General features: G+C 35.1%; 11 protein-coding genes. 2 read left to right on the top strand and 9 right to left on the bottom strand.

Annotated elements, in window-relative coordinates; translation table 11 throughout:
* The first annotated feature begins 133 nt into the window (after window positions 1-133).
* Complete coding sequence (locus C4F50_RS10685; RefSeq protein ID WP_194138650.1) at window positions 134-2,155, top strand: DUF3857 domain-containing protein; 2,022 nt, start codon at window positions 134-136, stop codon at window positions 2,153-2,155.
* Window positions 2,156-2,197: 42 nt separating this feature from the next.
* Here C4F50_RS10685 and bglX read toward each other — a convergent pair whose 3' ends face one another.
* From bglX to C4F50_RS10645, 8 genes are all read right to left on the bottom strand, one after another.
* Window positions 2,198-4,426, bottom strand: coding sequence for a beta-glucosidase BglX (gene bglX, locus C4F50_RS10680; RefSeq protein ID WP_194138649.1), 2,229 nt, complete (start codon window positions 4,424-4,426; stop codon window positions 2,198-2,200).
* Between the two features lie 14 nt (window positions 4,427-4,440).
* Window positions 4,441-5,865: a glycoside hydrolase family 30 protein gene (locus C4F50_RS10675; protein ID WP_194138648.1), complete on the bottom strand. Its 1,425-nt coding sequence runs from the start codon at window positions 5,863-5,865 to the stop codon at window positions 4,441-4,443.
* Between the two features lie 2 nt (window positions 5,866-5,867).
* Window positions 5,868-6,707: an endonuclease/exonuclease/phosphatase family protein gene (locus C4F50_RS10670; RefSeq protein ID WP_194138647.1), complete on the bottom strand. Its 840-nt coding sequence runs from the start codon at window positions 6,705-6,707 to the stop codon at window positions 5,868-5,870.
* Window positions 6,708-6,920: 213 nt separating this feature from the next.
* Window positions 6,921-8,378 (bottom strand): glycoside hydrolase family 30 protein, encoded by a 1,458-nt coding sequence (locus tag C4F50_RS10665; RefSeq protein WP_194138646.1) that lies wholly within the window; start codon window positions 8,376-8,378, stop codon window positions 6,921-6,923.
* 16 nt (window positions 8,379-8,394) lie between these two features.
* Complete coding sequence (locus C4F50_RS10660; protein ID WP_194138645.1) at window positions 8,395-9,861, bottom strand: glycoside hydrolase family 30 protein; 1,467 nt, start codon at window positions 9,859-9,861, stop codon at window positions 8,395-8,397.
* Between the two features lie 93 nt (window positions 9,862-9,954).
* The gene (locus C4F50_RS10655) at window positions 9,955-11,406 is read right to left on the bottom strand and encodes a glycoside hydrolase family 30 protein (protein ID WP_194138644.1); all 1,452 of its coding nucleotides are present in this window, start codon (window positions 11,404-11,406) and stop codon (window positions 9,955-9,957) included.
* A gap of 186 nt (window positions 11,407-11,592) precedes the next feature.
* Window positions 11,593-13,101: a RagB/SusD family nutrient uptake outer membrane protein gene (locus C4F50_RS10650; RefSeq protein WP_194138643.1), complete on the bottom strand. Its 1,509-nt coding sequence runs from the start codon at window positions 13,099-13,101 to the stop codon at window positions 11,593-11,595.
* Between the two features lie 14 nt (window positions 13,102-13,115).
* On the bottom strand, window positions 13,116-16,232 hold the full coding sequence (locus C4F50_RS10645) for a SusC/RagA family TonB-linked outer membrane protein (RefSeq protein ID WP_194138642.1): 3,117 nt from the start codon (window positions 16,230-16,232) through the stop codon (window positions 13,116-13,118).
* A 345-nt stretch (window positions 16,233-16,577) separates the two neighbouring features.
* Here C4F50_RS10645 and C4F50_RS10640 point away from each other — a divergent pair, with 345 nt between their 5' ends.
* Window positions 16,578-19,448, top strand: a complete 2,871-nt coding sequence (locus tag C4F50_RS10640) for a triple tyrosine motif-containing protein (protein ID WP_194138641.1) — start codon at window positions 16,578-16,580, stop codon at window positions 19,446-19,448.
* Window positions 19,449-19,487: 39 nt separating this feature from the next.
* Here C4F50_RS10640 and C4F50_RS10635 read toward each other — a convergent pair whose 3' ends face one another.
* Window positions 19,488-20,771 carry a UDP-N-acetylmuramoyl-tripeptide--D-alanyl-D-alanine ligase gene (locus C4F50_RS10635; RefSeq protein ID WP_194138640.1) on the bottom strand — a complete coding sequence of 428 codons (1,284 nt, stop codon included), beginning with the start codon at window positions 20,769-20,771 and terminating at the stop codon, window positions 19,488-19,490.
* Window positions 20,772-20,802: the final 31 nt, after the last annotated feature.

Raw genomic sequence — 20,802 nt, 5'->3', positions numbered from 1 at the left:
TATTTTTTCAACTTGCCTCACTTTATGTGAGGTTTTTTGTTGTTTATTTTTTAAAATATAACTGACAAAATTGTACAATAAACACCTATTTTTGCTACAATAAAGTTTATACACCTAATATATTATTACAAGCATGGAAAATACAATTGAAGTAGAGAATTACAAAATTAAGCAGCCCGAAAACTGGGCTCCCAAAATTAATGATGACCAGCTTATTGCCTATATAAAAGAATCGGATTTTTCTAATAATCAGGTTGACGAGGGACGGGATTTCTGCTATTTTCTAGATAAAATTTATTATACTTCTGATACTGAAAACAGCGAATATGCCTGCGTTGCTTACACTTTAAATGAACCTTCCAATCTAGAGAGTGCTTCTGTAAAAGATATTATTGTTGAAGAAAATGAAACGTATATCATACACAGAATTAGTGTTGTAAGAGAAGGCGTTTTGGTTGATAAAATTCCAGACACTAAGATCAAAGTGCTTGACAGCGAGAACCAAAGCGAAGGTGGTATTTTAAGCAGTAATAAAAAGGTAAACATTACCATAAAAGATCTGCGCCTTTATGATGTTTTGATTATTGAAGATTCTCGAGTAAAAGTATTTTCTGATCGTGACTTCTTACGCAAAGAATTTTTAAAATATGTTTATGTAACACCAAGCAGTTATTGGGCTTACGGAAATTATAAGTTTACTTTTATTAACGATAGAAAAGATGCCATCGCGTATAAAAAAACTTTCTTTAGGGATGAAGAAGGAAATGTGCTGGAACCAGAAATCAGCCATCTAAAAAAAGGGGAACGATTTGTTATCGAAAAAGAGAACTATATCAATTTTGTAGATACAAATAGAGAGATTGCACCTTTTATTGATTTTGCAACCGATAGTAATTGGAAAGATCTTTCGAATTACATTTCACCTCTTTACGAGGATATTTACAGCAAAGCTTCTTTGGTGGAATTTGCTCCAAAACTGGTTGAAAAACTAGATGCCATTGCAGATCTGGACGAAAAATTACAGTTTGCTATTGACTATGTTCAAAACCATGTTTATTATATTTTTAATGCAGATGAGATGAACGGTCATAAACCGCAAGAACCGGCGGTTACGTACGAAAACAAACAAGGTGACTGCAAAGCAAAATCGGTTTTATTAAAAGTGGTTTTAGACTATATTAAGGTAGATTCTTCGGTGGTGCTGGTCAATTTTAATTCTGATCACTACATCAAATATTACCTTCCTTCGTTATTGACTTTTAATCATGTTATTGTAAAAATCAATTACAAAGGCAAGACTTATTTTGTTGATGCAACGGCAAGAGATGAATTTGGATTGATTGAAAATCGCGGTTTTATTTATTTCAAACATTATCTTGAGGTAAAACCAAATCAGGATTTACAGATTAAAGAGCCTTATAGATTCGATTATTATGGTATTAATGAAAAAGCAGATTTTGATGTTGTCAACAATGTAGGCCAGCTAAGACTAGTAAGCAGTTACAAAGGAAATCGCGCCAATTATATGCGAAAATATTTTAAGAATACGAATAAGAGAGAAATAATCGACAGCTGGAATAATTTCTTGTTCTATACTTTGAACTACGCAAATGACAGGAACGGAACCGACATTAGAACTATTTTTAAAGATGCTGTTATTGAAGTGATAAGCGATGACAAAAAGCTCAACGAAGTGACGATTCAATATAAAAGCACCATTGAAAATGCTTATTTTAAGGATGCCGACAACAACCGTTTCTTAATGTTTTTTGATAGAAATATGGTTAAAAACAACGCAAGAGATTTTATACACAATGATGTTCCGTTTTGGCATAATTTCGATAATGAAAAATATGAAATTAACTTAACGACAGATCAAAAAATCGACGTTCAGGAAAAATATACGATTCAGGAAAGTACGATTAAGAATCCGTATTTTGATTTTACGAGCCGTAAAAAAGTATCTAAAAACGGCGCTTCTATGTATATCGATTACAAACCTTTGGTCAATCTTGAAATTCCGCAGGATGAGTTTGAAGAATTTAGAAATGCGCATCATGAAATTGCGGACAGTAATTATGGGATTGGAATTGATATTATAGAACAAGGTCTTTTAAATATGCTGAAATACAGTTTCAAAAAACGTCTTAAATAAGGAGATAAAAAAACGGGGCTTACAAAGCCCCGTTTTTATTTATTATTTTACCAATTCAAAATCAGATTTTAATTTAATGTCAGCCGATGAAGCTCCGATCATTACTTCAAAATCTCCCAGTTCAGCTGTCCATTCTAATTTATCATTATAAAAAGAAAGCTTTTCTTTATCAATCGTAAATTCTATTGTTTTAGATTCTCCAGCATTTAATTTTACTTTTTGAAAATCTTTTAATTCTAAAACTGGTCGAACAACAGATCCAAATTTATCTTTTAAGTACAATTGTACCACTTCTTCTCCTGTTACTTTTCCGCTGTTTTTTAGTTGAAAAGAAACTTTAATATTTTCACTGCTTTTGATTTTTGTCGAAGATAATTTTAAAGCAGAATAATCAAAAGTTGTATAACTCAGTCCATAACCAAAAGGGAATTTTGGAGAATTTTTCAGATCAATATATGCAGAAACATAATTGTTCGAATTTTCATCTTTTGCCGGCCTGCCTGTGCTGTAGTGATTGTAATAAATTGGCACCTGCCCTACTTCTCTCGGAAAAGTCATTGGCAGTTTCCCAGACGGATTGTAATCTCCAAATAAAAGATTTGCAATAGCATTTCCAGCTTCTGTTCCTAACCACCAAGTGTACACAATAGCCGGAACATTGTCTGCAGTCCAGTTAAACACCAAAGGTCTTCCGGCATTTATCAATACTACAACTGGTTTTCCTGTTGCCTGAATTGCTTTTACTAAATCTTCCTGAACGCCAGGCAGGTGAAGATCGCTTCTGCTTTTTGCTTCACCGCTCATGTCGCGTCTTTCGCCTATACTTAAGATTACAACATCTGCTTGTTTTGCTGTGGCAACTGCTTCTTCAAAACCATCTTTATTAGTTCCTTCTATTTCGCATCCTTTTGCATAAAGCAGTTTCGTGTTTTTGCCTGCTTTATTCTTCAGGCCGTCCCATTGCGAAACAATCCATTTATTGTAATCTACTTCTGGAAGCTCGACAGACCAGAATCCCATATTTTCTTTATATTCTTTTACCATGGGGCCAATAAAAGCAATGGTTTTAGTGTCTTTAGAAATTGGTAAAGTCTGTTTTTCATTCTTTAATAAAACAATACTTTTTTGCGCTACTTCTAGGGCCGCTTTTCTATGTTCTGGATTATTTAATGCTTTTTCAGCACGTTTCTGGTCAGAATATTTATAAGGATCATCAAATAATCCTAATTCAAATTTCTTACGAAGAATGCGTTTTACAGCATCATCAATTAAATCAATAGAAACTCTGCCTTCTTTTACTAATTGTGCCAGATTATAACGATAGGCATTACTTTCCATATCCATGTCACTTCCTGCTGTAATTGCTGCATAAGCGGCTTCTTTTAGATCTTTTGAGTAACCGTGTGCTACCATTTCTCCAATAGATCCCCAATCTGAAACTACAAATCCTTGAAAGTTCCATTTTCCTTTTAAAATATCTCTTTGCAAATGTGCATTTCCCGTTGCAGGAATTCCGTTTATATCATTAAATGAATTCATGAATGTTGCGGCACCAGCATCTAAAGCCGCTTTAAAAGGAGGCAGATAGGTTTCCCAGAGCATTCTTTCGCTCATGTCTACAGAATTGTAATCTCTTCCGCCGACTCCTGCTCCATAAGCTGCAAAGTGTTTTACGCAGGCCATTACTGAGTTTAAATCACCCAATTTATTTCCTTGAAAACCTTTTACTCTAGCATAGGCAATTTTAGATCCTAAATAAGTATCTTCTCCTGCACCTTCCATTACGCGGCCCCAGCGAGGATCACGGCTAATGTCTACCATTGGTGCAAAAGTCCAATGAATACCGCTTGCTGCAGCTTCTGTAGCAGCAACTCTCGCTGCTAATTCGATTGCTTCCAGATCCCAGCTCGCTGCTTCGGCTAACGGAAGCGGGAAAGTTGTTTTGTATCCGTGAATGACATCCTGACCAAATAATAACGGAATTTTAAGTCTAGACTGCATCGCCAGTTCTTGATATTTTCGGGTATAATTTGTCCCGATAATATTAAGCATCGATCCTATTAAACCTGCTTTTATCTCAGCTTGTTTATTAGGATTAATGGTTACTGGTCCCGTCGCCTGATTGTCGCCTGTGTATTGATTAAGCTGGCCAATTTTTTCTTCTATTGTCATTTTTTTCAACAGATCATTTACTTTTTGATCTATTGTCTGCTGCTGTGCCACTGTAAAAAGCGAAACCATCAGCAAGGCAAATGTGGTTATTTTTTTCATGAATTAAGTATTGGTTACCAAACGTAAGTGGCTACTGCACCTGCATTTAATGATGTTGAAATTTGTTTTTGATTGTACTTTATATTGAATGTTTCTGCCGAAGCTCCATCATTTTCTACAATCAGAACAATTTGTCCTAACGGAGTTTTAAAAGAAACATTGTGTATATTTCCTACAATATTACTTCCTATTCTTACAGAACCTTCTGGAACAAATTTAGAAGCATGCCCAATAATATAATATCCTACTTCTCTTTTTATATTCTGATTTTGATCAATCATCAATGCTCCTTTGCAGGTTGAACACCCGCCTGGTGTAAAAGGTTTGTAATACTCGTCGTTTGCCAATCCCCAAGAAAGGGCATTTTTACTCCAATTGCGCATAGAACCGATCACAACATTTTTTACACTCCATTTCAAATCGTTTTCAAAACTGCTTCCTGAGCCTGTGTATTGCTCTGTAAAATATAAATCTTTGTTCGGAAAAGCATCATGAACAGTAGACAATGCGCTGATATCTCCTTCGTACAAATGAAAAGCAGAACCCGCTACAAAAGGATTCGCTTTTGCATCTTTTAAAATCGTCAAAGGATATTCTGGCTTGTTGCAATTGTGATCGTAAACCACAATTTTGGTTTTAATTCCTGCTGCTTTAAAAGCCGGCCCTAAATGATTTCCTATAAAATCTGCCTGTTGTTCGGCCAGCATTAGCAAACTCGGGTTATTGCCGGGATGCAGAGGTTCGTTTTGAGGTGTAATAGCATCAATAACAATTCCGTGCGATTTCATTGCCTCAATGTATTTTACAAAATACTGGGCGTATACGGCATAATATTTTGGTTGTAAACTTCCTCCTTTAGAACTTCCGTTGTCTTTCATCCAAACGGGAGGCGACCAAGGAGATCCCATTATTTTAATCTTAGGATTTATTTTTAAAATTTCTTTTAAAACCGGAACTACATCATTCAAATCAGGCCCCAGATTAAAGTGTTCTAATTTTAAATCAGTCTGCCCTTCCGGCATATCATCATACGAAAAAACTTTTTCATTCAAATCAGATGCTCCAATACTAATTCGCAGGTAACTCAAACCAATGGCATCTTCTTTTCTGGAAAATAATTCCTGAAGCACCGCTTCCTTTTTGGCTTTATCCAGTTTTAAAATTGCCTGAGCACTTCCTCCGGTTAACGAAAATCCGAACCCTTCAATGGTTTGAAATGTTTGAGAAGGATCAATCTCAATAGTTTGATTAGAATTAGTTTCTGATGTAAAAACTAAATCGGGCTGCTTTTTTAGTTTTGAAGTTTCGTCTGCTGTTGTAATCCAAGATGCTGCTTTTCCAGAATCGACTGCCGCATTTTTTGAAGATCCGCAATTGAACTGCATTGCAATAAGAGGCAGCAACAGTAAGATTTGAAGTTTTTTGTTGATGTTTTTCATATTTAATCTACTTCTATTAAAACAGGTAAATGATCCGACGGATATTTTAAATCTTTAGAATCACTCAACACTGCATGTTTTTGAATTTTGAGTCCACTGTTTTTTGAAATAAAAATATAATCCAGCAGTAATGTAACAGGCTCATTGTGTTTAAAATCATTAAATGTTCCCGATGGACCAAATGGCTTTTCTTTAGAAACGTCTTTGGTATCATTCATTACTTTTTTAATCTCGACAATCTGTTTTGTTTCAGGTTCTGAATTAAAATCGCCCATTAGAAAAACAGGATAATTTGCAGCATTCAATTCTTTTATTTTTGACAGCACGAGCTGCACTCCTTTTATTCTGGCCACTTCTCCCATATGATCGAGATGAATGTTAAAAACGTAAAAGGATTTTTTTGTTTTTAAATCTTTAAAAAGGCCATAGGTACAAACTCTGTTGCAGGCAGCGTCCCAGCCTCTTGAAACCACATTTGGTGTTTCTGACAGCCAAAACGTATTGGAATCCAATATTTTAAAACGTTCTTTTTTATAATAAATCGTGCAGGCTTCTCCTAGTCCTCCTTCTTCTCTTCCTAAGCCAAATTTGCTGTAATCTGATAAGGCCGAAGCAATATCGATTACCTGATTTGGTGTTGCTTCTTGAACTCCAAAAATATCCGGACTATAAAATTGTATTTGAGACGTAAAATAATCCTTTCGGTTCGGCCATGCGTTTTCTCCGTCAGAAACCACATCCAAACGAATATTGTAGGTCATAATTTTTAGATTTTGACCATAAAATGAAACACTTACAAAAAGTAAGAATACTACTAAACTAATTTTATTTATTTTTTTCATGCTTAAAAAATTTTAATCTGTAAAGCTAGTGTTTCCAAAGGCTTAAAGAAAAAAACTTAGTTAAAAGTTATGTTAATTAACTTTCTGATTTTTTAATAGAAATGCTCTTTTTGTGTCAAAAAATTCTAATTAATTAAGGTTGCAATTTCCTTTATCAAAAATTACTTTATTAGGATTTTTAGCATCCGAAAATTAGTTTATTTCTATCCTGCTTTATTTCCAAATAAAAGTTCCAACAGCTCCTGCGTCAAGCGTAACTGCTGCCCATTTACCATTAAATTTAATATTGAAAGTTTCTGCTGCCGATCCGTCATTTTCTACAATCAAAACTTTTGATCCAGTAGGTGTCAGGAAAGCCACGTTTTGTAAATTCCCGCTTATATTACTACCGATTCTGACAGAACCCGCAGGAACAAATTTTGAAGCATGAGCGATGATGTAATAAGCCACATTGCGTTGAAAATTGTCACCAGAAGTTATTGTTAACGCGCCTTTACAGCTATTACAACCGCCAGATGTGTGAGGTCCAAAAGAAGTGTTATTGGCCAAATTCCATTCTAAAGCATTTTTACTGTAATTACGCATTGCGCCAACAATTACATTTTTTAAATGCCACTTTAAATCTCCTCCAAACTCACCTGTCGAAGAAGTCCATTGTTCTGTAAAATAAATGTTTTTTGTTGGATAGGCATTATAAACATCTGACAACGCGCTGATGTCTCCTGCATACAAATGAAAAGCCGAACCGTCAACAAAAGGAAAAGCGGCCGCGTCGGCCAAGATCGCTTTGGGATAGTCTGGTTTATCACAATTATGATCGTACGCAATAATTTTTGTGGTAATGCCAGCAGTTTTAAAAGCAGGTCCTAAATTATTTTTAATAAAGTTTGTCTGTTCTAAAGCCGACATGTACATACTGGGATTATTTTTGTCATGCAAAGGCTCATTTTGAGGAGTTACAGCATCGATCGTAATTCCTTCTGCTTTCATCTGCTGAATATATTTCACAAAATATTTCGCGTAAGCATCATAATATTGTGTGTTTAATTTTCCGCCGACAAAACTGTTTTGATCTTTCATCCAAAGCGGTGCTGACCAAGGAGTCCCCAGAATTAAGATCTTCGGATTGATTGCTAGAATTTCTTTTAAAAGTGCAATTAAATTTTTGTCTTTTTCTAAACTAAATTTAGTCAGATTCAAGTCTGTTTCGCCCGTTGCAACATCATCATAAGTGTAAGTATCTGCGCTTAGATCTGATGCGCCAATACTAATTCTTAAATAACTTACCCCGATAGAATTATCTGCAGAACCAAATAATTCTTGTAAAAGAGCCGATTTTTTTGAAGCATTTAATTGATTAATTACATCAACACTTCCGCTGGTCAGCGTATACCCAAAACCGTCTATTGTCTGGTATTTTTGAGCCGCATCTACTTCTATATTGGTATAGGTATTTACAGTATTATTGAATCCTAAAATTCCAGATTGCTTGGCCAATAAAACACTTTGGTCCCCTTTTGTGATCCAGACATCGATATCATTTGTAATGACAACGGGCGGCGTTACCGGCCCTGGATCTACTGTATCATTTGAAGAGGAGCATTTGATCTGAGCAAATACTGCAGCAACAAAGAATAAGGTCTTTATGTGGTTTTTAAAATTGAATTTCATTTGAATAGTTTTTTAGTTAGAAAACAATGGTCTGCATCGCATGCTTTGGAATTGTTATGGTATGCTGCAAATTGCGGTTTGCGATAGTATAAACAACTTCTGCATCTGATTGGTTCATGACAATAGTTACTATCTTGCCGTCAGTGTTTTTAAAAGAAGTGCTTATTAAGTTTTTATCGCTTATGTTTTGAATGATTCTTTTGGCGTTGGGACGAATGAACTTTGAAAAATGCCCTATATAATAATACATCGGCGTATAGATTAATTCGTCTTTGGCGGTATCGGCATGAATGGGCGCAAAACAAAAATTGCCTACATGATTTGGCCCTCCGTTTTGATCTAAAAGTACATTCCAATCGGTCCATCCAACGGTTCCGTTATTAAAATCGTTGATCATATTAAGTCCGTATCGTTCTGCATTTCCCCAGAATTGAAAGTTTTTAGGATCAAACTTTTCTATGCATCCTTCTGTAAAAATGAGATTTTTGTTTGGAAAAGCGGCATGCACTTCTCCCACCGATTCAAATTTTGGAGTACCGCCATTCCATGTTTCATACCAATGAAATCCGATTCCCCAAGCGTATTTTGAAACCTCAGGATCTGAGAATACCAGATTGGCTCTTTTGGTCAGCATATCGCCGCGATTGTGATCCCAGATGATTACCTTTTTAGCCCCGAGTCCTTCTCTTTCTAAAGTCGGCCCAAGAAATTTTTTAAGAAAATCACGTTCTGCTTCTGGAGTGTAAATACAAGATTCCCAGCGTTGTTTTGCCATTGGCTCATTCTGAATAGTTAAACCCCAAATCGGGATTCCTTCTTTCTCATAAGCTTTAATGAATTTGGTATAATAGTCTGCCCAGGATTGTGCAAACTCAGGCAATAAAACGCCGCCGTGCAAAATATCATTATTGTCTTTCATAAAAGCTGGGGGACTCCAAGGACTGACAAATAAAGTTAGTTTCCCGCCGGCTGTTTCAATTGCTTTTTTTAGTAATGGGATACGATATTTTCGATCGTGATCTATATTGAAAGTTTTTAAATCTTTATCTCCTTCTTGAATATAAGTATAGCTGCCGCTGCTAAAATCGCAGCTGTGAATATTGGTTCTTGCCAAAGAATACCCGATTCCTTTATTTTTATCGTAATAGGCCGTTAGAAATTCTTTTTGCTTTTTCGGAGAAAGTTTAGCAAAAACCTCGGAACTTGCATCTGTAACAGCACCGCCGATTCCTAAAAAAGTCTGATCTGTTTTTTCAGTATTCAAAGAAATTGAAACTGTTGGTTTTGTTTGTGGTGTAGTGGTATTTGAAATAAAATCATTTGATAACGACAATTTCAAATTAGTATTTTCGGCGGTCGTGTAGACCTGTATTTTTGATTTTGACTTTGATAGAGAACCTTTTTTATCGGTATTCTTTTGAGAATAACAACTTAATTGCGCTAATACTACTAAAGCTGCTAAAATTTTATTTGTGGCCTTCATATTACTTAAAAAAATCGTTTAAAATTTAAAGTAAAGCGAAAACTAAAATGAATGCTCAAATTAGTCTTCGTCTTTACTCTACCTACAAAATAATTAGTACACAAGAGTTTGTATCGCGTGCGCTGGAATTTTAACTACCGTTTTTGCAGCGCCTATTATCAAGTTATAAGTCAGTTCATTTCCCGATTGATTCATCACAACAGTAGCCATAGTACCGTCTGTATTTAAGAAAGAAGTACTTAACAAAGCGCTTCTGCTTACTGCTGTACTAACTCTGACTGCATTTAAGCGAATGAATTTTGAAAAATGTCCTATGTAATAATAAGAAGGTGTATAGATTAATTCTCCTGTCGTGGTATCGGCATGAATTGGTGCAAAGCAGAAATTACCAACATGATTTGGACCTCCGTTTTGATCCAGAAGAATATTCCAATCCGTCCAGCCCACTGTTCCGTTATTAAAATCATTAATCATAGAGATTCCGTAACGTTCGCCATTTGGCCAATATTGGTACTTTGCAGCATCAAATTTCTCTACGCAGCCTTCTGTAAACAATAATTTTTTGTTTGGATACGCTTCGTTTACTTTGCCTACATTGTCAAACATTGATGCTCCTCCAGACCAGTTTTCGTACCAATGAAATCCCATTCCCCAGACATATTTTGACGCTTCAGGATCAGAATAAATCACATTGGCTCTGTAATTCATCAAATCACGATTATGATCCCAGACAATGATTTTTTTGTCCCCTAAGTTTTCTTTTTTCAGCGTTGGTCCAAGAAAGTTTTTAATAAAATCTCTTTCTGCTTCGGCAGTATAAATACAAGATTCCCAAGTCTGCACTGCCATTGGCTCGTTTTGGGTTGAAGTTCCCCAAATCGGGATTCCTTCTTTTTCGTAAGCTTTAATAAATTTTACGTAAAAGTTGGCCCATGTCTGATAATATTCAGGAAGTAAAGTACCTCCTTTCAGGACATTTTTATTGCTTTTCATAAAAGCATTCGGTGACCAAGGCGCTACATAAGTAGTCAGTTTTCCTCCTGCAGTCTGGATAGCTCTTTTTAGCAGCGGAATACGATACTGCCTGTCATGATCAATAGAAAATGTTTTTAAATCTTTATCTCCTTCTTCGATATAAGAATAGCTTCCACTGCTAAAATCAGAACTCTGAATCGTTGTTCTTAGCAAAGAATAGCCAATACCTTTTTGTTGATCGTAGTAAGCATTTAAAAATTCTGTTTGTTTTTCTTTTGACAGTTTAGCAAATATTTCGGCACTTGCATCTGTTATCGCACCTCCAATTCCCATAAAAGTCTGAAACTTTTTTGAGGGCTGTACAAAAACAGAAGTTTCGGTTTCTAAAGGCTGTTTTGATTCAGAAAACGTTAAATGATCTGTTGTTGTTAATCGTAACTTGGAGTTTTCTGCAGTTGTATAAACTGTAATTTTTTTACCATTGGTTCTAAACTCTTTTGCTTTTGGCTGTTGTGCAAATGCTGTTGCAGCAAACAAAAGACAAAGAACTTTTAAACTGTTTTTTTTCATTCGTTCCCCATTATTATAAATTTAAAATTGAAGCTTTTACTCAGACAATAATCAAAAATGTCGCGTTCGATGATTTAAAAAATAGCCCATACTCATAATGATTATGGGCTATTTACAACCAAACTTAAACTTAACTTAACTCTTTATTTTCTTATTAACTTAATCGCTCAGATTAGTTAATTTTTCTTATTGATAATTAGGATTTTGTTTCAATTTAGTACCATTCAACTCTGTGTAAGGAATTGGGAAAATTTCATCTGTACCTGCATTAAAGCCTCTGTCTGCCAATGCTGTTGCAGCATCTCCCCATCTTACTAAATCAAAGAATCTGTGTCCTTCACCAGCTAATTCCATTCTTCTTTCAAGCTTAATAGCCGCTAATGTTACAGGAACAGGAGTCAATCCAACTCTAGCTCTAACAGCATCTAGTAAAGCTTGCGCTCTTGCACCAGATCCTAAAGCTTCTGCTTCCATTAAATATGTATCTGCCAGTCTGATAATGTAAGAGTTTTGTTTGTAGTTCAACTCTTGGTTACCACCGCCTGTACGTACATCTGACTGTCTTGGAAGGTATTTATTCAAGAAATAACCTGTATCCTGATAAGCTGGAATATAGTCTGCTTTTCCAGCTGCTTTTAAAGCTTTTAAATCATAAATAGTAGCTTCAAATCTTGGGTCATTCTTCATGACATCATATAAACCTTGCGTCACCGGATTGAAAGCCCATCCTGAAGGAAGGTCTGCCGCATCAGAACCTGTTGGTCTAGAATATCCTCTTGGCCCAACCATTTGGTTTAGCGAGTTTCCTTCATCTTTACCTTGTCCCCAGAAACTCCAATCTGTATTACCAGCACTACTGTGAGATACTTCGATAAGAGACTCTGCATTAAATTTGTTAGAAGTCACCCATAGATCACTAAATTTTGTAAGCAATTTATTTCCGTATTGGTTAGTTGCTCCCGGCGTACCATTTACTTCAGCTAAAACTGCTGCTGCCTGAGAATTTTTTCCTTCAAACAAATACACTTTTCCAAGTAATGCCTGTGCAGCGCCTTTATTAAATCTTCCTGATTCAGTTGCTGCGTCAACAGTGTTTGGAAGCGCTGGAATAGCTTCTAATAAATCTTTTTCGATTTGTGCATAAATCACATCTGGTGTAACCTGCTCAGGAGTATAAATAGTCTGAGTTGTTAAAGGATCTAATACCAAAGGAATATTTTTGAACAATCTTACTAAGTTGAAGTAGTAAAATGCACGAAGTGTTTTAGCCTCAGCTGTAAATCTAACTTTTACAGCATCACTCATTGCCGCTGCAGGAATTTTTGAGATCAGCAAGTTTGCTCTTCCAACACCTTGATAGTGATCGTTCCAGAAACTTCCTGGAATACTAATTGAGGTAAGCGAGTGCGTTGAGAAATTTTGAATTCCATTTCCGTCTGTAGAACTACCGCCTCCAGCATAAAAATCATCAGAACCTGCGTTTAGCATTGCTACTAAATTTTCAAAACCTCCAGTGTTTTTTCTTAACGGATCGTAAGTACCAATTAAAGCTGCATAACACTGCTGCTCATTAGAAAAGTAGGTACTCGAGTCAAATTTTCCTTCTGGATTAATGGTAACGAAATCTTCAGAACAAGATCCCATCATAGCCACTGCCACAGCTGCGTATATATATTTAAATTTTGTAGTTTTCATAATTCTTTAATTTATTAAAATTGAATGTTAGCTCCTAACAAGAAAGATCTAGCTTGCGGATAAACTCCTTTGTCTACACCAAAAACCTGACCTCCAATTTCAGGATCGTATCCTGTGTATTTGGTAAAAGTGATTAAGTTTTCTCCTGTCAAGTAAAAACGAATTTTATCTGAACCAATTTTTGATGATAAGCTTGCCGGCAGTGTATAACCAATTTGAACAATTTTTAAACGTGCGTAGTTACCGCTTTCAAGATAAAAATCAGACATATTTGTGTAGTTCTTGTTCGGGTCATTGTTTGTCAATCTAGGATAATCATTTGATGTTCCTTCTCCATGCCAGCGATCTAAAGCACTTGTTTGGTAATTTGCATTTAATACATCAAGTCTTCTTAAACCTTGGAAAATTTTACTTCCTGCAGCTCCTTGAGCAAATGCCATAAAATCAAAGTTTTTGTAATCTAAGTTGATCGTAAGACCAAAAGTGTATTTAGGGATATTAGTTCCTAAAAATTGTTTATCGTCATCTGAAATAGCGCCATCACCATTTGCGTCTACCCAACGGAAATCTCCAGGTCTTGCATTTGGCTGGATTAAGTTTCCTGCCGCATTTTTGTAAGCTGCAACTTCGGCTGCATTTTGGAAAATTCCAGCAGTTTTGAAACCATAAAACTCATTGAAAGAATGCCCTACCTGAGTTCTTGTAACAGGTCCCATAGATTGGAAAGTAGCATCTCCAACAATGTAATTAGTAGACGAACCTACATAAGTGATTTCATTTTTCAAGTAAGCCATATTAGCATTAACCCCTAAATTAAAATCTCCAAGTCTTTTTTTGTAGCCTACTTCAATCTCAAAACCACTGTTGTCCATATCAGCGATATTTGCAGAAGGTGCATCAACAACTCCAACATATCCAGGAATAACAACATTTCTTAAAATTCCAGTAGTTCTTTTCTTGTAGTAGTCAAGAGCAAGAGTAAAATCATTGAAAAGTCTAGCATCAAGACCAACGGTTGTTTGTGATGTTTCTTCCCATCCTAAATCTGCGTTTGGTAAAGTTGAGTTACCATAACCAGTTGTAATATCTCCATTATTTCCAACTGAATAATTGTATCCTCCAACAACTAAACCTCTGTATTTAAAGTCATCGATATTGTCATTCCCTACAACTCCATAACCTCCGCGCAGTTTCAAACTGTTAACTGCAGTGTTTTCTTTCCAGAAACCTTCTTTTGAAATTACCCATCCTAAAGAGAATGACGGGAAAACTCCCCATTTTTTATTTTCACCAAAACGTGTTGATCCATCACGACGAATAATTCCAGTGAAAAGATATTTCTCCATGTAATCATAGTTTCCACGTAAGAACAAAGAAGCCAATTTGTGCTGCGTTTTATCCTCTGTATTAGTTGATCTGTCCGTTTGAGGAATGTTAAAGTTCCAAGAAGCATCTTTGTAACTTGTTATCGGAAGTCCGAACATTGTAGTATTAACAACTGTACCAATATTTTCAACATAAGCACCTTGTCCTGCTAAAACATTTACACTATGATTTCCAAATTTGTTACTGTAAGTCAAAATATTTTCAAGAGTCCAAGCAAATGATTTTTCATTGTTTTGGTTGAAGTTATTTTTGTCCGCTTTCATGTTTGGATTTAAGAAGAAAACAGGTGTAAAAGCTTCACTTCCCCAATATGCTAACTTACCTCCAAGTGTAGTTCTAAATTTTAAATGGCTTGTAATATTAGCCTCTAAATAAGCATTACCAACAAAATCATCAGACCAGTTGTATGCTCCTAATCTTGTTTGGGTATACGCCAGAGGATTTGTCATTTCTTGCTGCACTAATGAAGAAATTCCGTAAGGTCTTCCGCTAGCATCTCTAACCACATTTGGGTTTGTATAAAAACCTGTGCTCGCTTCTGCTGGATCTGTTACCACTAATGGAGTAAGCGGATCTAAGTTGATTGCAGAACTTAAAGGTCCTCCAAATTCACTGTTTGTATTTCCTAAACTTTTAGATTTTTGGTGTGTGTAACCAAAAGTCTGTCCAAACGTAAAATAATTAGAGATTTTATGAGTAGAGTTTAAACGGAAATTTTTCTTTGTGTAATTTGAAATATCCGTTGTAACAATACCCTCCTGATCTTGTACACCAAAAGAAGCATAAAAAGTAGATTTTTCTCCCCCGCCGCTAAAGCTCAATTCGTGTGTATATCTGAAAGCCGAATCATTGAAGATTGCATCCTGCCAGTCTGTACCTTTACCCATTGCGCTGATTTGTGTAGGAGTATATTTTATTGCTCCGCCGTCATTCACAGATTTCTCATTCATTGCTGTTGCATACTCCTGAGAATTCAACAAGTTTAATCTTTTAGCTGGTCCAGAGATACCTGCAAAACCAGTATAGTTTACAGAAATTTTTCCAGATTTACCTTTTTTAGTCGTAACCAAAATAACCCCAGTAGCGGCACGAGTACCGTAGATAGCCGCAGAAGCAGCATCTTTAAGAACCTCTACAGACTCAATATCACTTTGATTAATAAAACCGATCGCACCAGCATCTACAGCAATACCGTCAACAACCCATAGCGGATCGTTACCACCTTCTCTAAAAGTAGTTATACCTCTAATACGAACTTTTGAAGCTGAACCTGGCTGTCCAGAAGTAGCGGCAACAGAAACCCCTGCTACTCTACCTTGCAAAGTCTGCTCAACACGTCCGTTTGGTACTTTTTCAAGATCTGCCGCTTTTACACTAGAGATTGCTCCCGTAACCACAGATTTTTTTTGAGTACCATATCCTACTACCACAACTTCATTCAAAGCTTGTGATTCAGGTTTTAACTGAATTGAAATTTTTGTTCTCCCATTTACAGCTTCGTTTACTGTAGTATAACCGATAAAAGTAACTGTTAAAGTTGCGTTTGAAGGTACAGCAATTTGAAACTTACCATCAAAATCAGACGCTGTCGATTTATTAGTACCTTTTACTAAAACTGTTGCGCCTGGAACAGGCATCCCACTTTCATCATTTATCACTCCGTTTACTGTGACATCCTGAGCCACCGCTATAACCGAGAATAACAAAGATGAAATACAAAAAACAAGTAATTTTGTTAATTTCATTTTTCTAAAAATTTTGGTTAATTAATTAGTAATTTGATGCAATAATAATGTTAATATTTTACTATCAGCAATTAAATTTCCCTACAAAAACACATCAAGTTAAATTTTACTACATTACAAAAACACATCAAAATATTTACAAATATTTGATTTTTAATAATTTATAATAAAAATTAACGATGTTAGTGAAATGTTAATTGTAAAAATAAACACTACACTTCTATTATTATGCTTATTTTTATAAAAAAAAGGACAAACTACAACGTGATAGTATTCAAATTAAGACCTTAAACCACTATAAACAAACAAATTAGATCTCAAAAAAAAAACCAACGTATTAATTTTATGAAATTGATAAAATCATATTTTTATATTACTTTTTTTACATTATTCACAATTACATTTTTTGGACAAGTTAAAGACATTGGACTTCCTGATATCAGAAATTACAGACGAAATGATTATAAAGGCGGTACTCAAAACTGGAACATTGGACAAGACAGAAACGGAAATCTCTATTTTGCAAACAACAATGGTCTGCTACAGTTTGATGGTTCTACTTGGCGCAAATACGCATTGCCCAACAGAACCTCTGTACGATGTTTAAAAACGGATGATTCAGGAAAAATTTATGTAGGGGGTTATAATGAATTCGGCTATTTTCAACCGGATCCTAAAGGAAAATTAACCTATACATCATTAGCTAAACTTGTAGATAAGAACAAAATCAAAATCATAGATTTTATATGGAAAATACACGCTCTTAAGAATGAGATAATTTTTCAATCTTTTGCTAGGACGTACATTTATAAAAATGGCAAACTATCTATTATAAAAGCACCCAAAAGATTTCAGTTTTCTTTTGTAGTCAATCAAAAACTGTATTTGCAGGACATCGAAAAAGGCATTGTTGAGTATAAAAATGGAAAATTATACGCACTGCCAAACACCACTTCACTGAACAATACTGAAATCTGGGGAATGTACGCTTTAGCGTCAGACAGAACTCTAATCATTACTCTTGAAAAAGGCTTGTTTATTTACGAAAACAATACTGTTAAGCCGTGGAATACCGAAGCAAACAGCTTTTTACTTAAAAACAACTCCTTAGGAGGCGTTATAATAAACAATAAATTTATTGTATTGAATTCTGTACTAGACGGAATCATTATCTGTGATTTTAACGGCAAAATAATTCAGCACATCAATCGCAAAAAAGGGCTACAGAACAATACTGTTCTGACTTCTTTCATAGACAATAAAAACAATTTATGGCTGGGTCTGGATAACGGAATTGCTTTTGTAAACGAAAGTTCTCCTTTTACTTACTTCGGCTTTAGTTATGATATTAGTACGGTTTACGCATCGGTTGTTTATGGCGGAAATCTGTACGTTGCAACCAATCAAGGGGTATTTTACCATGCTTGGAACAGCAGTTTTAAAGAAGACGTTTTTAAACTTGTTGAGGGAACTACTGCACAATCTTGGAATGTTCAAGTTATTGACAACGAATTGATCTGCGCCAATAACAGAGGTGCATTGGTAATTAATGGTGGAAAAGTAACCAAAATTATCGAAACTAAAGGTTATTTTGGTTTTAAGGAAATTCCAAATCATCCGAGATTTTTTATCGGCTCCAACTATGATGGGTTTGCCATATTTGAAAAAACAGCAAATGGCCTGACTTTTAAAAATCAAGTGGCCGGCTTTGACAAATCTTCTAACAGCTTTGAACTTGACAATTTGTATCTGTGGCTGAAAAAAGATGAATCGATCTATAAAATGACTCTTAGTGAAGACTTAAAAAGATTTTCTACAATTAAAAAAATAGATCGCTTAACAAATGCCTACACCAACATTGGAAGTCTGCAAAAAATAGACGGTAAAATATATTTCCAAACTCATAATCATTTTTACAAATACTCAGAAGAACAAGATTTATTCTATGAAGACAAAGCCTTAAGTACATTATTCAAAAATATTCCAACAATTAACGCCTTACAGGAAGATTCGCAGTCTAATCTGTGGTACGCATTTAACGAATCTCTAGGTGTTTTAATGAAACAAAACAACCGATACACTAATATTGTTGCCCCATTCTCAAACTTAACAGGAAATCTTGTAAACAATTATCTATCTGTAAATACCATAGACTCCAAAAACATATTTATCGGCTTAACAGACGGCCTTGCACATTACGATTCTGAAATCCTAAAAAACTTTGTAACAAAGCCGAAAGCCTTTATCAGAACCTTTTCTTTTCCGGGAGACACTATCACTTTAGGAAACAATCAAACCAAAATCGAAAACATAAGAATTCCATACAGCGCCAATCATGTTCGTTTTACGTTCTCTTCTCCAACCTATGAAAATTTAGAAAATGTCGAATTTTCATATCAATTAGAACCTTTTGACGACACATGGAGTAATTGGTCCAACATTTCGATAAAAGAGTACACGAACTTGCGAGAAGGCGAATACAAAATGAACGTTAAAGTACGCAACAGCTACGGAATTCAATCGGAGCCTTACACGATTGTCTTTACCGTTTCGCCGCCTTGGTACCGCCATTTTCTGGCATTTATGCTTTATTTTGTATTAATCGTCATCACCATTTACATCATATCGAATCGAATTCAGATGAAAATCCGAAAAAACAAATACTACGAAACGATCGAACAAAGAAGACTTTATCTTGAAAAAGAATCTAAAATCAGACAAGACCAATACGATCTGGAAAAAGAAATCGAAAAGCTTAAAAATGATAAACTTCAAATCAAAATCTTAGCAAAAGACAAAGAATTGGTCAATAACTCGCTTCAGGTTGTAAAGAAAAACAAAGTTCTAAACGGCATTATACACAAACTAAAAGAAATTGATATTGAAGCTTTGGATGATTCTACAAAATTCCAAGTCAGCAAATTAAACAAAAGTATCGTCAAAGAAGTAAATACAGATAAAAGCTGGAAGGATTTGGAAAAACACATTAAAAATGTTCACTTTGAATTCCTAAAGCGTTTAAAAGAAAAATATCCTACAATTTCACCACGAGAACTTGATTTGTCCACTTACTTATTAATGAACATGTCAACTAAAGAAATTGCCGAAATCATGAACATCTCTACAGGCGGTGTCGAATTGGCACGTTACCGTTTACGAAAAAAACTGGGCTTAAACAAAAAAGAAAACCTAATCGGCTTCTTGATGAGCATCTAAAAACAAAAGCCATTCGTTGTGAATGGCTTTTGCTATTTTTTAAAGAAAATCTAAGGCTCTTTCTAAGGCCATACCTCTGGATCCTTTAATTAAAATTGTATTGTTTTCAAATTTTGCAGTCTGCAGAAAATCTTTAAAGAAATCAAAAGTTTCAAAAAATAGAATTTCACTGCTTGAAATCTTATTTTCATAGAATGCTTTTCCAACAAAATAAGAACGAACATTACTCTCTTTCAAAACAGAATCAACTATCGCTTTATGTTCCTGGGCACTTTCCGCCCCCAGTTCAAACATATCGCCCAGAATCATAATTTTATTTTCTTTATCTAACTGCACAAAGTTTGTAATCGCCACAGCCATACTGCTTGGATTTGCATTATAGGCATCTAAAATAATTTCGTTAGACCCTTTATGCATCAACTGCGATCTGTTATTGGCCGGAATATAGTTTTCTAAAGCCTCTTTAATATCAAGATCATTAACTTCAAAATAACGCCCAATAGCAGCTGCAGCATTGATATTATTAGCATTATAAAGACCTATCAGATGCGATTTTACTGAGAACTCTTTAAAGTCTATTTCTACAAAAGGATTCGCTTGAACAGTAATAATATCAAGATCCGCATTATCGCGCTTTATACCAAAAGTAAACGCTTTAATTCCACTAGATTTTTCGATTTGGATAGGATCTTCCAGATTCACAAAAGCCATTTTTTCTTTGGCGCGCAAATAATGATACATTTCACTTTTACCTGCAATCACACCTTCTACACCGCCAAATCCCTCTAAGTGTGCTTTCCCGAAATTAGTAATGTAACCAAAGTCAGGTTGTGCAATTTCACACAAAAATTCAATTTCTTTTTGATGATTGGCTCCCATTTCTACAATACCGATTTCAGTTTCTTTGGTAAAAGAAAGCAAAGTTAATGGCACACCGATATGATTATTTAAATTTCCAATAGTTGCTTTGGTTATAAACTTTTTTGACAACACCGCATTAATAAGTTCCTTAGTAGTGGTTTTGCCATTACTGCCTGTTAAAGCCACAATTGGAAGCCCTAAATAAGCACGATGAAATTTAGCCAGCTCCTGAAGTGTCTCTAAGCTGTTCTGAACCAAAATTGTTCTATTGTCTATATAATAGTTTTCGTTGTCAATAATCACAAATAGAGCTCCTAGATCCAGGGCTTCTTTTGCAAAAGTATTGGCATCAAAATTATCGCCTTTAATAGCAAAAAAAATAGAATCTTTTTCAATTTTTCGAGTATCAATTGAAAGAGAGCTGCATTCTAAAAACAAGCTATGAATGTCTTGAATATCCATTTTATTTTATTTTAATAGATCATAAAATTAG

The organism is Flavobacterium hungaricum (genome assembly GCF_015182285.1).
Lineage (GTDB): Bacteria > Bacteroidota > Bacteroidia > Flavobacteriales > Flavobacteriaceae > Flavobacterium > Flavobacterium hungaricum.
Note: the sequence above shows the minus strand (reverse complement) of the source record. Positions and strands in the feature narration are given on the sequence as shown.

Bases quoted from the DNA above. Each gene is read 5' to 3' on its own strand.
- C4F50_RS10685 (WP_194138650.1), top strand. From the start codon at position 134: ATGGAAAATACAATTGAAGTAGAGAATTACAAAATTAAGCAGCCCGAA.
- C4F50_RS10670 (WP_194138647.1), bottom strand. From the start codon at position 6,707: ATGAAAAAAATAAATAAAATTAGTTTAGTAGTATTCTTACTTTTTGTA.
- C4F50_RS10650 (WP_194138643.1), bottom strand. From the start codon at position 13,101: ATGAAAACTACAAAATTTAAATATATATACGCAGCTGTGGCAGTGGCT.
- C4F50_RS10640 (WP_194138641.1), top strand. From the start codon at position 16,578: ATGAAATTGATAAAATCATATTTTTATATTACTTTTTTTACATTATTC.
- C4F50_RS10635 (WP_194138640.1), bottom strand. From the start codon at position 20,771: ATGGATATTCAAGACATTCATAGCTTGTTTTTAGAATGCAGCTCTCTT.
- bglX (WP_194138649.1), bottom strand. From the start codon at position 4,426: ATGAAAAAAATAACCACATTTGCCTTGCTGATGGTTTCGCTTTTTACA.
- C4F50_RS10655 (WP_194138644.1), bottom strand. From the start codon at position 11,406: ATGAAAAAAAACAGTTTAAAAGTTCTTTGTCTTTTGTTTGCTGCAACA.
- C4F50_RS10645 (WP_194138642.1), bottom strand. From the start codon at position 16,232: ATGAAATTAACAAAATTACTTGTTTTTTGTATTTCATCTTTGTTATTC.
- C4F50_RS10665 (WP_194138646.1), bottom strand. From the start codon at position 8,378: ATGAAATTCAATTTTAAAAACCACATAAAGACCTTATTCTTTGTTGCT.
- C4F50_RS10660 (WP_194138645.1), bottom strand. From the start codon at position 9,861: ATGAAGGCCACAAATAAAATTTTAGCAGCTTTAGTAGTATTAGCGCAA.
- C4F50_RS10675 (WP_194138648.1), bottom strand. From the start codon at position 5,865: ATGAAAAACATCAACAAAAAACTTCAAATCTTACTGTTGCTGCCTCTT.